The organism is Spirosoma panaciterrae DSM 21099, assembly GCF_000374025.1.
Lineage (GTDB): Bacteria > Bacteroidota > Bacteroidia > Cytophagales > Spirosomataceae > Spirosoma > Spirosoma panaciterrae.
In genome coordinates this window covers 1-15028 of sequence record NZ_KB893183.1, presented here as the reverse complement: position 1 = coordinate 15028, position 15028 = coordinate 1, and the positions used below count along the sequence as shown (strand labels likewise).

Annotated in this window: 13 protein-coding genes; 5 read left to right on the top strand and 8 right to left on the bottom strand. The window is 41.9% G+C overall.

All coding sequences use genetic code 11. From position 1 onward, the window contains the following. Positions 1-4 precede the first annotated feature (4 nt). Genes B153_RS0113595 through B153_RS0113585 form a run of 3 tightly spaced genes read right to left on the bottom strand, consistent with a single transcriptional unit; the run spans position 5 to position 4701 of the window. Complete coding sequence (locus B153_RS0113595; RefSeq protein ID WP_020597272.1) at positions 5-1555, bottom strand: sodium:solute symporter family protein; 1551 nt, start codon at positions 1553-1555, stop codon at positions 5-7. Continuing rightward, positions 1548-3170 carry a ribulokinase gene (locus B153_RS0113590; protein WP_020597271.1) on the bottom strand — a complete coding sequence of 541 codons (1623 nt, stop codon included), beginning with the start codon at positions 3168-3170 and terminating at the stop codon, positions 1548-1550. Before B153_RS0113590 ends, B153_RS0113595 begins: the two co-directional genes overlap by 8 nt. A gap of 4 nt (positions 3171-3174) precedes the next feature. Next, positions 3175-4701, bottom strand: a complete 1527-nt coding sequence (locus B153_RS0113585) for a fucose isomerase (protein ID WP_245564884.1) — start codon at positions 4699-4701, stop codon at positions 3175-3177. 225 nt (positions 4702-4926) lie between these two features. Here B153_RS0113585 and B153_RS0113580 point away from each other — a divergent pair, with 225 nt between their 5' ends. Further along, the gene (locus B153_RS0113580; RefSeq protein ID WP_020597269.1) at positions 4927-5787 is read left to right on the top strand and encodes an AraC family transcriptional regulator; all 861 of its coding nucleotides are present in this window, start codon (positions 4927-4929) and stop codon (positions 5785-5787) included. A 582-nt stretch (positions 5788-6369) separates the two neighbouring features. On the opposite strand, the gene B153_RS0113575 is transcribed toward B153_RS0113580, so the two are convergent. From B153_RS0113575 to B153_RS0113565, 3 genes are all read right to left on the bottom strand, one after another. Then, a complete protein-coding gene (locus tag B153_RS0113575) occupies positions 6370-7374 on the bottom strand; it encodes an IS701 family transposase (protein WP_026262133.1) in 1005 nt (334 codons plus the stop codon). A 288-nt stretch (positions 7375-7662) separates the two neighbouring features. After that, a complete protein-coding gene (locus tag B153_RS36635; protein ID WP_020597267.1) occupies positions 7663-8709 on the bottom strand; it encodes a DUF5712 family protein in 1047 nt (348 codons plus the stop codon). Continuing rightward, complete coding sequence (locus B153_RS0113565) at positions 8706-9227, bottom strand: BfmA/BtgA family mobilization protein (RefSeq protein ID WP_157634678.1); 522 nt, start codon at positions 9225-9227, stop codon at positions 8706-8708. Before B153_RS0113565 ends, B153_RS36635 begins: the two co-directional genes overlap by 4 nt. Before the next feature lie 662 nt (positions 9228-9889). On the opposite strand from B153_RS0113565, the gene B153_RS0113560 reads away from it, so the two are divergent. Then, positions 9890-10597 (top strand): ParA family protein, encoded by a 708-nt coding sequence (locus B153_RS0113560; protein WP_083928200.1) that lies wholly within the window; start codon positions 9890-9892, stop codon positions 10595-10597. Positions 10598-10604: 7 nt separating this feature from the next. Continuing rightward, positions 10605-11132, top strand: a complete 528-nt coding sequence (locus B153_RS0113555; RefSeq protein WP_020597264.1) for a hypothetical protein — start codon at positions 10605-10607, stop codon at positions 11130-11132. A gap of 5 nt (positions 11133-11137) precedes the next feature. Here B153_RS0113555 and B153_RS0113550 read toward each other — a convergent pair whose 3' ends face one another. Continuing rightward, a complete protein-coding gene (locus B153_RS0113550; RefSeq protein ID WP_020597263.1) occupies positions 11138-11398 on the bottom strand; it encodes a hypothetical protein in 261 nt (86 codons plus the stop codon). Between the two features lie 1068 nt (positions 11399-12466). On the opposite strand from B153_RS0113550, the gene B153_RS0113545 reads away from it, so the two are divergent. Both B153_RS0113545 and B153_RS0113540 read left to right on the top strand, forming a co-directional pair. Then, positions 12467-13561, top strand: coding sequence for a replication initiation protein (locus B153_RS0113545; protein WP_020597262.1), 1095 nt, complete (start codon positions 12467-12469; stop codon positions 13559-13561). A gap of 55 nt (positions 13562-13616) precedes the next feature. After that, complete coding sequence (locus tag B153_RS0113540; RefSeq protein WP_020597261.1) at positions 13617-14255, top strand: hypothetical protein; 639 nt, start codon at positions 13617-13619, stop codon at positions 14253-14255. 586 nt (positions 14256-14841) lie between these two features. Here B153_RS0113540 and B153_RS35105 read toward each other — a convergent pair. Continuing rightward, positions 14842-15028: helix-turn-helix transcriptional regulator (locus B153_RS35105; protein ID WP_040761367.1), on the bottom strand; the 187-nt coding region annotated here is incomplete at its 5' end.

Here is a 15028-nt window from a genome sequence, read left to right as displayed (position 1 = left end):
TGCCTTATTGTCTTCTTAGTTTTTGCGATAGGTTACCCGTGAGGAAAATCGACAGAGTACCCACCACAATAATCATATTAGCATGGAGCGGATAGCGTAAATAGTCGTATTGAACCGGTATGAGGTATGAGAAGCTCATCCAAAGAATAACCAGAATACCAATGACCGTACCTGTAAGCGCATCTGTATTCGTCGCCTTTTTGCTGATCAAACCGAGTAAAAAGAGCCCTAACATCCCCCCTGCAAATATTCCGGAAAGTGTCCACCAGACGTCTAAAAGGCTTTTAACGCCAATCATGGCTATTCCGCAGAGCATACCCGTTAACCCCACGATAACCGTGGCGATGTAAAGAATTTTCAAACTGTTTTTTTCGGTTGAACTTGGATTAACGTATCGTTTGTAGATGTCTTCGGTAAAGACGGTGGCCGACGCGTTCATGCCGGAACTGATTGTACTCATTGCCGCCGACAGAATGGCCGAGACAATCAACCCTAAAAGACCGGTTGGAATCATATGCACCATAAAGTGCGGCATCACTTTATCGGCATAATCGGACGGCTTCATCCTGGCTGCCAACTGAGCTACTTCCGCATTGTTTACAGCAAGACCGAGTTGCTCAGAAGCCGCCTTCAGTTGAATGCTCCGGAGCAACTCCGGGTTTTGCATGTAGTACGTATACAAACAGGTTCCTATACTAAAAAACAGGAGTGATACCGGAACATAAATCCACACACAAAGCCATACCGACTTGTTGGCTTCTGCTGCGCTGGTGGCGGCATGATAACGCTGGACGTAGTTCTGGTCCATTCCGAAATTATTCAGATTGATAAAAAAGCCGTATAGCAGCACCACCCAGAACGAGGAATGGACCAGATCGAACTCGATAGTACCGAGGCTGAATTTATTCTCGGCCAATCCCATGTTAAGTATGTCGTTGAAACCGCCAGGCACCTGGTTTACCGCCAGATAAATAATGATAACGGCCCCCAACGTTTTCAGTACACCTTGTACAACCTCGGTCCAGATTACGGCCTCAATACCCCCCATCACGGTATAGATTACGATACAGATTCCGGTAACCACCATGATGGTCACCATACTATACCCGGTAAGCGCCTGTAAGGTCAGTGAAATGCCAAAAAAGATAGATCCGATCCGGGCTAGCTGAGTGGACAAGAAACAGATCACGACATAGGTTCTGGCCCAGGTACCGAATCGTTTTTCGAGATTGGTATAAGCCGATACTTCGCCGGTGCTCCGGTAAAAGGGGACAAAATATTTGGTGGCAAACCAGGCTGCCAGAGGCATAGAAAGGCTAAACACAAAGGCATTCCAGGTACCGCCAAACGCTTTGCCCGGAACGCCGAGAAACGTGTTCGAACTAAGAAAGGTGGCATAAATCGATATGCCTATCGCCCAGCCAGGAATCCGGCCGGATGCTCGGGTAAATTCATCGGCAGACGTGTTTCGTCTGGAAAAGAAAACGCCGACCAACACCATCGCAATCAGATAGGCGATTATAATGGTAATATCCAATATGGGTAAATTAGTCATAGGCTAATTTTTTATATCGGCTATACAGAATCTCGTAGATTTTTTGCTTCTCAGGATTGGGGCTGTACGTTTTTACAATCGTTGCCGCTATTGTCTTTTTAGCCTCCTGAACAGTAGGGAAAATGCCGCAGGCAGTGGCGGCAAAAATAGTAGAACCCAATGCGCAGGTCTGGTCGCTATCGACTACCTGAATGTTCACGCCCATTACATCAGCCAGAACCTGCACCACATAGGGTGATTTATTAGGGATGCCTCCGATGGCTATCACCTGCTCTATCGGAATCCCGAAAGCCATGAAACGCTCCAGGATGGATTTTGACCCAAATGCTGTTGCTTCCACTAACGCTTTGAAGAAGTGACCGGCCTGTGTAGCCAGACTAAAACCGGAAGCCGATGCATGAATCCCAAAGTCAGCATCTGGTGTTCTTCTTCCATTATGATAATCGGTGAATACCAGATCTGACGCTGTCACCTCAAGTTGGCGGGCCTCGGTAGTTACATAGGTAAAGAAGTCGTCGTCCAGCTTCGTGGCTAATTCAGCACTAAGCTGATCGCCAATAATCTTCCGGGTAGGTTCCAGCATTATTCGTTTGAACCAATTGAAAATATCTCCGAAAGCGGACTGCCCAGCCTCAAAACCAATCATACCAGGGTCAATGGAACCATCTACCTGCCCGCAAATGCCTTCTACCAAAGGCGGTTGGTCTGCTACGGGCACAACCAGCATGTCGCAGGTCGATGTTCCGATGACTTTTACCAGGGTATAAGGGGAGATTCCTGCGCCTACCGCTCCATGATGAGCGTCAATGGCGCCAACGGTCACGATTGTGTCTGGATTAAACCCAAACTTATTCGTGAAATAGGGAGCAATCGTACCAAATACCTGATCGGAAGTGTAGGTTTCAGAGTAGAACCGGTTGCTCAACTTGGCAAATGTGGGATCTAAAGCATTTAGAAACGCAGTAGAAGGCAAACCGCCAAATTCCTCGTTCCACATGGCCTTATGCCCGGCGGCACAGCGGTTTCTCTTTACAGCGGTCAGTTTATCGGTTCCGCATAAATAGGCGGGAATCCAGTCGGATTGTTCCAGCCAGCTGTATGCGTTCTGGTATACAGCTTCATCGGTCCGGTTGATGTGAAGAATTTTTGACCAGAACCATTCGGACGAGTATATGCCTCCGCTGTATCGAGTATAATCGGTTACCCACTTTTTTGAAAGCGCATTTAGTTCGCTGGCCTCTTCAATGGCAGTGTGGTCTTTCCAGAGGACAAACATGGCATTGTGGTTTTCGGAAAACTCCGTTGACAAAGCCAAAGGGCGGCATGTCGCATCGACGGCTACCGGCGTAGAACCAGTCGTATTAGTTCCAATGGCCAACACATTAGCCGCGCTTTCTACGTCGAAGAGTTTGCTGAACACCTCATCAATGGATTCTATATAATCCAACGGGTGCTGACGGTACTGGTCCTTTTCCGGGTTGCAGTATAATCCGGCTTTCCATCGTTTAAAATGAGAGACGCCAGTAGCTACCACTTCGCCCTTAACTGGGTTGAGAAGCACCCCCCGAACGGAATCCGTACCAAAGTCCAGGCCTATGACGAACTTCCTTTCCATAGGCTTAGATTCCGCAAAAATTTACGTTGATTCCCAGATTCACGAACGTGGCGGCCTTAATTTCTGCGGCTTTGCGCACATCAAAGTCGCCGTCGACATAGACTACCTGAATATGGTTTGCTTTGTGCTTGGCCATCATCTGATCACGGCTCACACCATCCAGAACACCGTGCATTACCGGCCATTGCGGATCGGTCAGTTTCCAGAGACGCTCCACGTCTGCATCCGGCAATTCCACGCATCGACCCGTACCGATATCACACCAAAGCTCGTTGTTTTCAATATAGACCCGGCTCCATACAATCTTTCCGGGTCGGCTCACGCCACGAAGCGTACCGCCCCCTTTTCCGAAAAACATAGGTGGCTGACGCAGACTGTCGGCACCGGCATAACCGCCTTTAAAATGCGAGGCAGGAGCCGCTCCTGAAATCAAAAACACCCAGACAAACTCATCTTTGCCCGCTATCGTGAAGGTTTCACCATATCGTAAATCATGCAGAGTGTTATCGCCGTTGAGTCCAAGTTCTCGCCAGAGATGATAGGTAACGTAGCCGTCTATACCGGCACACTCGTCTACCTCATTGAAGTGAGGCAGGGCTACGTTCGGATATAACTCTTTACCCTGAGCATCAAAAACCGGCGGGCGATCGGTGTTATTGAGCAACCCTTCGGCCAGATCACTCGCTGCGGTCAATTCCTTTAGCCCTTGCTGATACTGAATCCCGATCGTGTCGCAGCCAAATTCGTCGGCCAACCGCACAGCCGCAACGTACATTTTGCATTGTTCCAGCGTTTGCTCTCTGGTCAGTTCATTGGCCGGGTCAGTTCCCCAAACAAAGGTCATTCCTTTTTGAAGCATCCACTCCAGCACGTCGTTGGCTTCGGCATCTGAAACGGTCAGCATTTTAGCATATAAGGTGGACTGACTTAAGCGTTCCTTATAGATACCCAGCGCATGCATAAGATTATCCGGTACGATGGCATTGAACATACCCATGCAGCCCTCGTCAAATACCCCCATAATTACGTTGTCATTCTTTATGCGGGTAGCTAATTTTTCGGCCACGGCTAAGTCATCCGCCTGTAGAGTAGTACGATCAAACCGGTTTACATGGGATAGATCATGGGTAACCTTACCGGTGTCCAGCCATTCCTTTAACCCTGTACCGAAGAAGGCATCGGTAAAGTCTTTACTCCATAAGAAACTGTAGTTCACACCGGCTTTGGTCAACGAGCCCGTAAGATTCAGCGCACCAACCAGGCCAGGATAGGTACCGTCCCAGTTGGCCACCACCAAAATCGGTCCTTTGTGCGAAACAAGTCCGGCCAAAACGTGATGACTGTACTGCCAAACACTCTCGGCTACTATCAGCGGCTTCGTTTTGTCTATTTCTCTGAAGACTTTTATGCCTACGTGCTGGTAATCGATAAAACCATGCCCTTTTTCTTCATTGTAAGCGTGGGCTCTTTTAATCTCCCATGAATGTTTACGTAAGGCCTCGGCAAGGTCTTCTTCCATTTTTTGTTGCATTGGCCAACAGGTAAGGTTGGCCGACGGTCTGAGGTCTCCGCTACAGACTAGTAAGGCATAGTTACGTTCCATCTTTCCTTGCTACTTAGAGTAGCACAAAGATTGAAGGCTTGTAGATTGGATGGACTCATTGAATTTTTCCAATTTATCCAACATATTATCACATTAATTAAAAATTTAATAGAATCTCTATAATTTCGTATATAACAGCAACCTTACCTGAAAATGGTACCTAAGCTTCATATTGTTCCTAGGCCTCTAGACAATGCGTTTAGTATTCGTCACGATATAGTGCCACAGTTTGGCTCTATCTGGCACTACCATCCAGAAATAGAACTTCATTATCTTATAAAAGGTGAAGGGATTCGGTTTATAGGGGATAGCATAGGCAACTTCCAGCCTGATGACATGATTCTCATGGGTTCAAATGTGCCACACACCTGGAAGTGTAATATTCCATTTTCTTCGGATTATCATGTGGAAGCGTTAGTGCTTCACTTTCATCCTGAATGTCTGGGGAAGGAATTTCTCAACGTAAACGAAACGCAAGGGATTTCGAAACTCTTTGAAAAAGCCAAAAACGGGCTTGTCATCAAAGGAAGTGCAAAGGAGAAAATTAAACGGCTTATGTGGCGAATGACACGGGAGATGGGCTTGAATAAAGTTGTTTACTTGCTCAGAATTTACGCCATTTTACTGGAAAGCAGCGAATGTGAAATGCTATCGAACAGTGTTGAATACACAAAATTTAATCAGCATGATGGAAATCGAATGGAAAAGGTACTTTCATTCACTTTACAAAATTTCAGGAATAAAATTCTAATTGACGATGTAGCACAACTGACAAACCTGAGCGTTACTTCATTTTGCCGCTATTTTAAAATGATGTCCAATAAATCGTACTTTGATTTCCTTACGGAAGTACGCCTTAGCCATGCTTGTCGGTTACTTATTAAAACGGACCTTACGATAGCGAGTATAGCTCTGGACAGTGGGTTTGAAAATACCTCTAATTTTTACAGGCATTTTAAGAATGTCAAAGGAATTACACCGAAAGAATACAAGAGTCGTTTTTTTCCAGGGTAAATTGTCATTGTGTTGGTCAAGACTTGAGTTGACACGGGTGGTTGTTATGGGTATTTAACGTAATCGGATGATTTCAGGTCGGATCGGTCAAGAAATCGTCCAGAAAAAGGGTGGTGATACGTCACCACCGCTCTATAACGGTCTATAGATAAATCATTTATACGAAACTACAGTTCATGTCAAATCGTCCACGAAAACCTCGGTATTTTGAATCAGGCGATTACACTAGTTCGCTTCTCAACGAGTTAAAGTCACATCCATATTCAACGGACAATGCTTTTCTCTGAGTTGATTATTACGATACACCTTACTTCTCTTGATATACCCAATTAATTTCTCGGACACAAACAGACGCGCTGCATCGTATCGCCCGTGGTGACTCTCCCCGGCCGGGCCGCAGCCGGGGACGCTCGCCGAAGCGGTCGGAAATTTACAGACAGAGACCAGCCACCTCTTTGTATGGTTATGCCAATATTAGGCCCAGAATAAACTTTTAGGAAAGCATCTATTCAAACGCCCTACTCTTGAGATGGAGACAGATATAGCCCAAGTAAAGTCTTTCATTATGAATAGGACTTTCGCTTAGAGTGTGATTGCTTGAATTCTGGGATTGGCTAACTCGTGTCTTAAGTAGTCAGAGAATAACCCTGTCCGCAATTGATAGATGGTTTGGCCAACTTGGTTAGCCTTGACTTGCAAAGCAACCCATGCCTGATAGCAACAGGCTAAATGGTTCCGTTGCGAACGAGCTTTGCGGCATTGACACCGTTCCGAGCCCGTCAACTGCTTGAAACTCCGGTGGAAAGTTTCGATCTGCCACCGGGTGTCGTTAGCTAATTCGGCCACAAACCGGTTTACTGATACGTCTAAGTCATTGGTGATGACCCAGTCAATGTCGCCGTTTGGGGCAACCAGCTTGAACAACTTTACCTTGAACGGAATCTCTTTTAGCTTGACTAGCAACCCTGTAATCAGCGTTTGCTCAGTGAAGCCTAGGGTGTCTAAATGCTGATAACCTGTATCCCGATGCAGACTCACCAGCCGGTTGCTCTTCAGTGTGGTGAAGAAGGTCCACTCGGCCCGATGAATTAGTCTGAGGTTATCCACCGATGCGTACCAGGAGTCGAATAAAATCCGTCTAGCTTTGAGGTGTTTATGGGTGATAAGCCGCTTAAACATCTCCTGGAAATGATCGTTTTTGGTCTTGCCATCCGTTTCGGGATGGAAGATGCGGTAGTCGATGGGCCAGTGTGGCTCGTCGTTACCGGCTGTGTGAACGAAATTGACTAAGCCAATGCCCTTGACTGTACCATGCTCATTACCAGAATATTGTTTCTTGACCAGTTCAATAAAATGGGAGTACCTTTTGTCTTGAACGCTGTCATCAACCAGCACCGATGCGGTCACGGAGTCAGTGATGTATGGCTGAACAATGGCCCATAAATCAGCAGGCGTGAAACGCTCTCGCCGTAGGAAATCACTGACCACGTCGTGACTCAGATTAGGTTTATGGTCAGCCATGTTAGTGCAAGTGTAGTTGAAGGGCGTACTGAGCAGATACTCAATATATTCCTGTTTTACAATCATAGAGCTAAACTCTCAAATTTGACCCACAAGCGAAAGTCCTAATGAAATAAAGTCTCATAAAGTTATCTCATTAATCAAACCAAAAATCTTACATTTTAGCTGAGTTTGTGAGACTTATATTCAAACAAAATTATTTTTTTCGGCATTTTAGGCTCAACAGTAAGCGTTGCTCTATTTGTTGGGCATGCTCTCTATCAAGTTTTATACTTGAGTTATTTTTCTAATTATAAATTTGTAATTAGAAAAATAATAAAACTGTGACATTACTTTTAATTGGGTGATTATGAATTAAATCCCTAAGCTACCTCTCCTCCTATTCGACAAATCCTTTAAAATTTCTCTGTCGTCATCTTTATTGACATTGGCACCTTTAAGTACTGACTCAACTGCAAAACTTATTGATTTTGTCCTTATTGGCTGATTGACCTGATTTCTGGCAAAAACCCGAGTTTCCTGTCTGTCTGCTTTACGAAGATTTTCAAATTCTGGTAGTTCATCTTTCCTCCCCTCTCCCCTATTAAGACGTTTGGTGTATTCTTTCATCGCTTGATAAAACTCTTTCGAATAGCCGGTTTCAAGGGCTTTATTTCGTAGGTTAGTTACCGTCGTTTCGTTTAAATCGTACTTTTCCGCTAATTGATTGATGCGCTTTTCAAAATAGCGAATTTGATCTATATGGGTTCGCTCCCTAAGAGGTTTGTCTTTGTGATAGTGGGTTTGTTTTTCGTACTTGAATTGTTTTTGAAACAACTCAGCACTGCTTCTTTGAAACTCAATGATATTGAATCGAGCCCTACTAGTTTTGGGGTTTAGGGAGACTTTCTGTTCCTTATCCCGGGTTGAAACAACAATATGGACATGGGTTTGTATTCCCGATTTTTGGTCACCCCGCCTAACATCCCCGTCCCTTACCCCTTTATCATTCCAGTGGTATTTTCGGGTTTTATGCACGATTCCATACCAAACTAAATCTTTCCCTTCTAGCTCTTTCCCATTCTTCAGTTTAAAGTGTCTCGCGTAATTGTCCATTACCTGGCGCGTATATTCTTTTAACTTTTCCGAGTTGTCCTTTATGTGAGACAACTCTTCACTGGATGGCGATATAACCAGGGACACAAACTTGGTATCTTCCCGCTTTAAACCCTTCACATTTCCGTCTATTTGCTGCACTACTTCTTCCTTACTCAAACCATCTTCCTCTTGCGAAAAATAGTAAGCCTCCTGATCAAGCTCTTTCCCTTCGTGCTCAAAATAATTAACTAATCGTTTACAAGACCCTTTGTTATCGTAGTTGATCTCTCGGTTTTTTGTCGGTGGTAGTATCTTCGTTATCATCCGACATTCTGTTTACGACTCGCTTTCTTTTGAGCAAACGCTTGGGCTGCTCTGGCTTTATACTTATCCTGTTCCTGCTCACTCAGTCCCAATCCTGCCAACAGTAAATCAATGAATATTTCCATTAGATTCAGCATGTCTACGCTAGTTTCCTCCAAGCCCTCTGTTCGATTTCTCAACTCATAAACATCCTGAACAAATGGCATTAGATAGGTTCGTTCTTGTACCTGCATAAATGAAAAGACATTGTTCCGCAACTTCTTCACCTCTGCTACCACATCCTTCTCTTCACCCAACGACCTTGGATCAATATGGTTTTTTCGGAAGTATTCTAGCGCACTTTCTGTGTATGACTTCAACGTTAGTTTTTCAGGTTTTTTTAGCTTTCTACGTCTTGTGGTATCAGCTAATTTGTACTGATCCTGATATTCGCGGTTAGCATTTGCATTTAACTGCTCTACTTCCTCGATCATTACGTCATGTACAGTTTCATCTATTGCAACTACTCTATTTGCCATTTTCTCGTACATTTTTAGCCATAGATATAAAAAAATCTATTATAACTAAAAGACTATCAATACTTTATTAATATAAATCATATTTTATAAAAAGCTATGCTTTTGATTTACAATGATTTATGTATGATAATATCATTCCTTCTTGCTGAAAAATACATGTATAGTTTCTTCCTATCTCTTACTACCGCGAAAATAAATGATAAAAATCTCATATTGTTAACAATGTAACATAAATAATTTATTTACTTTTCTACATTATATTTATTTAATTTTAAAACATAAAATATATAATATTTTATTAACAATGTTATGTATTATACATAGTACACAAATTAACATAAATCACATTGCATCACTAAAGTACCTGGTAGTATGATTTTCACACGATTCTTTCCATTTGTTCGTAATGTTACTTTGTCTATTACGCAGTAAAAATAAAATGTAATTAACATACATTGTTAACTCAGTAACTATACAGATTCTATAATTTTATACAATAGGTAACAATGTCAAATAATTACTTAAATAACTAAGTACATAATAAATTTGTATTGTTTGTATTGTTTGAAATTAAGAAATTATTTGCATAATTAATTAATTCTCTAGTATGTTTTGTATATTTGTTAACAAATATACAAAGTAACATTTAAAACCAAATATGTATGAGAGTCATTTGCGCATCGACCATGAAGGGTGGGGCCGGTAAAACAGCAACAACCTGCTGGATCGCGAACGTGTTGGCTAAGCATAGTGACCAAAAGGTACTGGTTATTGACGCCGATAATCAGAAGTCAATAACTGACCTCCGACAGGAGGATAAGGAAATTGCTGAATCGGGTGGGGGAGGAGTAACTTTTGACTGGGATCTCAAAACGGCCACTCCCGAAGAAGCCCAGGCAATTATTGAGGAAGCTTATGAAAATGAAAGTTACGATCTCATTTTCATCGATATGCCCCGTATGACAGGCCTGGAAGATGATGCGATCATTGCTCTGTTAGCCATGTGTGACAGCTTTATCATCCCCATTAAACCAGCCAGGGCTGACGCCCTGGCGACTGGCCACTTTATGGCCACTATGGCTGAACTAAAAAAAATTAGACAGGACGAAGGCTATCCAACGTACGTCTATGCGTTTCACAACTTTTTCCGAAACATTAAGGAGAATACATATCTGCCTGAATTTGCCGAAGAAATTGGGATCCAGTTATTTCAATCAAAAATCAAGCTTAAAAAAATCTTCGAGAACTATAACACATATACCTCGCTGTTAGAAAGCCAAGAAGGCAGAGATGAGTTTTTGCCCTTTATCAAAGAGTTTTTAGAGAAGTATGAAATAGAAGCGGATCTGAACATTCCAACCACTAAATAAGACACCGATGGCAAAAAGCTTTGGATTAATCTCGAAAAGTGCTAGAAATAAAGCCGCCGAGCAAGGTACCAAAACACTTAATAACACAGACAGTACCGAGTCTTCTTCGGAAATAGAAGCAGTACTTATACAAAATGAATCAGCTCCTGAAGTTAAGGTACCGGCTGCTCACGTTCAAGACTCGAAGGAATCGGGCTCTAATGCGCCAGTCGTTCCACCGGTGCAAGAAGCTGTGGCTGATGTGAAGTCATCAACTAACATGCCTGTCGTGAATTCTGTGGAGACTGAACCGGCCGTAACTGAATCGGCAGACAAGGGGAGCACGGTTAATACAAGGGGCGCAAAATCAAAAAAGAAAATGGAGACACCAGCGCCATCGCCATTGAATGCAGCACGAGTATCAGCTAGGGCTCACAAGCTACTCAATATGATTAGTTCGCTGGAAAATAAAACCCAGAGTGCCATTATTGATGAACTGATTGTATTACACCCATTATATCCTAAGCTAAAAGCATTAGTCGAAGCGGTAGGGTAGGGGGATTAATCATCCTCCTTATCCACGTCACCTGCTGATTCATTCATTTCGCGAAGAATTATCTTAACAACAGCGGTAGGCGTTTTCTTAAGCATTTTCGCCAGGGTAACAATTTCTAAAATTGTGTATAACTCTGGGTTCTTTTTGCGTACCCTTATAGTGGCACGGTTATAATTCAAGACCTCTGCCAGGTCCTGCATAGTTATATTTGACTCTTTTATAAGGTCTGATAATTTTTTTGAATCAGACTTATCAGAATCTTTCATAGGTCGATTCCTCCGGTTTCTCGTAAAATAACAGCTAAGGGGCGATTATTAAAAATTGCAATAACTGATTTGTCTTTATACACTAATCAAGACACGCTATTTTTAACAGTCAGATCTGAGATACCAGAATACAGGAGGGTCTCATAATATATCATTTACTTTTGGTATGACCAAAAAAAGGGGATAATCTAAGATTTACTGTCATTTTGGCACAAACAGTTAGTGTATTCGAATCTTCTACTTTGAATTTGGACAAAATGCTAAAAGCTATAATAACTACAAATATAGTTGCCGGAAGATTTTTTTTAGTAATTTAGGCTGTTTATAACAAATGGTTTTAGTAAAATATGAACATTTAAACATATTTTGTCTCTCTTTTTTTCCCCTTTGTTCTTTTTTTAGCAAGATTGTCAAATATTTCTAAAAATTTCTAAAATTAGATAGATTAGGAATGACTTAATTAGTTGATTATTAGTATTTTACTAAAAGAAAAGCGACTAATGTACGAAGCTAAAGCGACTAATGTACGAAGCAATAACGACTAATGTACGAAGCTAAAGCGACTAATATACGAAGCAATAACGACTTGTGTACGAATTAACTAGGCGAAAAACGACCAGGGTACGAAGCATATAGAACCCCCTTAAAAGCGACCAGAGTACGAAGCAATATGTCCTAAGAACCTTTCAGCGAAAAGCGACCAGAGTACGAAGTAGAAGGCAAGTTCAACTTATTAGTTTATTACAATTTCTGTATCAATATAATACAATAATAACTCCTCTACTAGTCCGTAAAACGGACAAAATTAGATCTAAATAAGCGTAATGGATGGCTCGCTAAGTCCTTAGAACCAATGATTTAACAAATGGTAGAAAAATCTACCATTTGTTAAATCAAGAAAACGACTCAGATACGAAGCAAAAGCGACTTGGCAACGAAGATCGATTTTAATAACATTCTGAGAGATAAGTAGTTGTAGTTACATCAATTTTGTACAATTCGATTTGGTAGTGCTTATTTTATTTCTAAATTGCGGATGTTTTTCTTGAAAACTTATTTTTATTCGCTATGTCGGATTCAACGGAAAATTTGATGGTGGTGCCCAGTAAGAAGCAAAAAAACAATTACCAGCCCAACCTGATAACTGAGTCTCGGCAGATGTTCACGGCTTTGGAGAAGAATATAGTCGTTATGATTATTAATCAGTTGACTATACGCTACTTTGAGAAAAGCCAGCCCTTGTTCCCTAATCAAAATGTTGAGTTCCTAATCCCGTTTGCTGAGCTCAGTAAGAGTAGAAACTACAGCGAAATTGAGCGGGCTGCAAAATCGTTGCAGCTAAAGCAACAGGGATTCGCCTTTACCAATGAAAAGGGTGAACGCTATTTTAAGTATATGATCCCTTTTCCACTGGTTGAGAACCTGATGAACAAGGGGAAGATGTGTTTAAAAATTACCATGTTCTCTGGCGCTGTACCTTACTACACTGAGCTAGGAAAAACATGGACAAGTTATGATTATGAAGTAATGCGCTCGTTAGGTTCCCTCTATTCAAAACGGGTATATGAAATTCTAATGAGTCACTACCGAAGCGATACTTTTACCTATGAGGTCGATCACTTGAGGCATATTCTTAACGTACCCGAAACGTTCAAGTATTTTGATTTTACGCGTAAGTGCTTAGATGTAGCGTATAATGAAATCAAGGAGAAGACGGGCATTGAATTTACTTACGAACCGGTTAAGAAAGAGGGTAAACGGGTAACCCGCTTAAAGTTTACCAAGAAAACACCGCTTAGTCAGATTGAAAGCGAAGTAGATGCGAGCAGAGAATATATCCAGAAAATGCCCATTGGAGAAGCCGTTGCATTAGCGTGGCAATGGTTTGCAGGCTACACACTCAACGAGGCTCAGAAAGCAGCCATAACCGACAACTCTGATAAGTTAGAAACATTCCTGCGAATCCATACAGAGGTAGCTTCAGGAAAGCGGAAAAACGTTAAAAATGCTACGGCTTACATGGTAAAATCCCTTGGTATTGAAAACGTTAAAGTAAAAAAGAAAGAAACTACTCCCAAGTCGGCCACTCCACGTCGAACAGGTACACCTAAAGCAATTAGCTCAATCATTGGCACCATGAGTTTATTTCAATCCGAAGAATAAGAACAGCGGGGAAAAAAAGTGTAATTGTACGGCCAATCTAAGAAAATCTTATCCTATGAGCACATATAAAATCATAAGTTACATTGGGGTTTTGCTTATTCTGGTAAGTGGATGCAAAAAAGAGCCTGACCCAATTGCGTTAAATAACCAAATCGAGTTAGGTGAAAATCCTGACCCAATTCAACGGGTATCAGGTACGTACAATGCAGTATTCGTCGATGCGGGGTTTAAAGTAGGAGATGGCTTTAAAGCATATCAAGAAGGTAGCTACAGTCTTAGTCAGCCTGATGGAAGTATAAAAGGGGGAGGATATCAATTAACGGTGAAACCGGCTGGAGCGCAAACGGTAGCGGTTACGGTTGAAGGATCAAGCACCAATTTCGCCAAAGTGCCAAACCATACAATTGGTACCTACACAGTATATACCGTACAAAATGGTAGTACAACTGAATATCAATTACGAAAGTCAATGGCTGAACCCATTGCCTTATTAATAAAACGGTACGATGCTTTTAGCACCTTAACGAGTTATGAATATGACGTAGCTCTCAACTACTATTACAACAAAGCCACTGGGGATTTTCATTGGGGGAAACAAAATGAAATAGAGCCAGATCCATCATCCTGGTTCTATTTGAATGGAGATTCTTATACTGTGTACTTCAAAATGCTTCGTAAGGTGTCAAAGAGTTAAGGTTGATTGGGTAACTTACTTAGCATCATATTATAGAAGAAATCGCTACTACTTCAAAATAAAATCAGCTAAAAAGAGCATTTTTGTAATTAGAAATTTCTAATTACAAAAAGCTTCCCTAATAGTTCTTGAACAAAAAAGTCGTATTGCTTCCGATAAAACCACGATTGCCATATGGGAGTGAAATGACAAGTATGCTGTGTTATTGGTACCGCAGCTCAATTAAAGACCAGTCGTCAATTAAGTACCCTTACCTTAAATTACAAAAACTCTACCCATACAAATAAAGTTGAACTTAGAAATACAACCTTAAAATGGAAACCGAAAAAGTCCCTATAAATCAGCCTACAAAGCCATCACCTACTGAAATCACTAAGCCACCTCGGCCCAAACGACCACGGATAAAAAAAGAACGGATTCATTCAAATACCTACGGTGTGAACTTGAAGTTGGGTTATTCTAATAATCTTATTCTCAAACGTTTACAGTCATAACACAAGCCATGTTATATTAAAAATGGATTCTTATTTAATCAAAGATCTTATTCCTATAGGGGGTTCTTCTTCCAACGGGGCATTTCTACACGTTAAGCAACTAAGGTCTTAGTTTTAAGCCTGATTTTCTGTACATAATTGTAAACTGTGCCATAGGCCACCCCAATCTGTTTGCTAATTTGATTCATCGATACGCCTTGGCTGTACAACCTCGCAATCTCGGTCTGTTTTGATTCAACTAATGGGGGACGCGCGATGTGTTTGCCCTGAGCTTTAGCA

Coding starts and splice junctions, on each gene's coding strand:
- B153_RS0113540 (WP_020597261.1), top strand. CDS start 13,617: ATGAGCACATATAAAATCATAAGTTACATTGGGGTTTTGCTTATTCTG.
- B153_RS0113550 (WP_020597263.1), bottom strand. CDS start 11,398: ATGAAAGATTCTGATAAGTCTGATTCAAAAAAATTATCAGACCTTATA.
- B153_RS0113590 (WP_020597271.1), bottom strand. CDS start 3,170: ATGGAAAGGAAGTTCGTCATAGGCCTGGACTTTGGTACGGATTCCGTT.
- B153_RS0113580 (WP_020597269.1), top strand. CDS start 4,927: ATGGTACCTAAGCTTCATATTGTTCCTAGGCCTCTAGACAATGCGTTT.
- B153_RS0113560 (WP_083928200.1), top strand. CDS start 9,890: ATGAGAGTCATTTGCGCATCGACCATGAAGGGTGGGGCCGGTAAAACA.
- B153_RS0113545 (WP_020597262.1), top strand. CDS start 12,467: ATGTCGGATTCAACGGAAAATTTGATGGTGGTGCCCAGTAAGAAGCAA.
- B153_RS0113565 (WP_157634678.1), bottom strand. CDS start 9,227: ATGGCAAATAGAGTAGTTGCAATAGATGAAACTGTACATGACGTAATG.
- B153_RS0113555 (WP_020597264.1), top strand. CDS start 10,605: ATGGCAAAAAGCTTTGGATTAATCTCGAAAAGTGCTAGAAATAAAGCC.
- B153_RS0113595 (WP_020597272.1), bottom strand. CDS start 1,555: ATGACTAATTTACCCATATTGGATATTACCATTATAATCGCCTATCTG.
- B153_RS36635 (WP_020597267.1), bottom strand. CDS start 8,709: ATGATAACGAAGATACTACCACCGACAAAAAACCGAGAGATCAACTAC.
- B153_RS0113585 (WP_245564884.1), bottom strand. CDS start 4,701: ATGCAACAAAAAATGGAAGAAGACCTTGCCGAGGCCTTACGTAAACAT.
- B153_RS0113575 (WP_026262133.1), bottom strand. CDS start 7,374: ATGATTGTAAAACAGGAATATATTGAGTATCTGCTCAGTACGCCCTTC.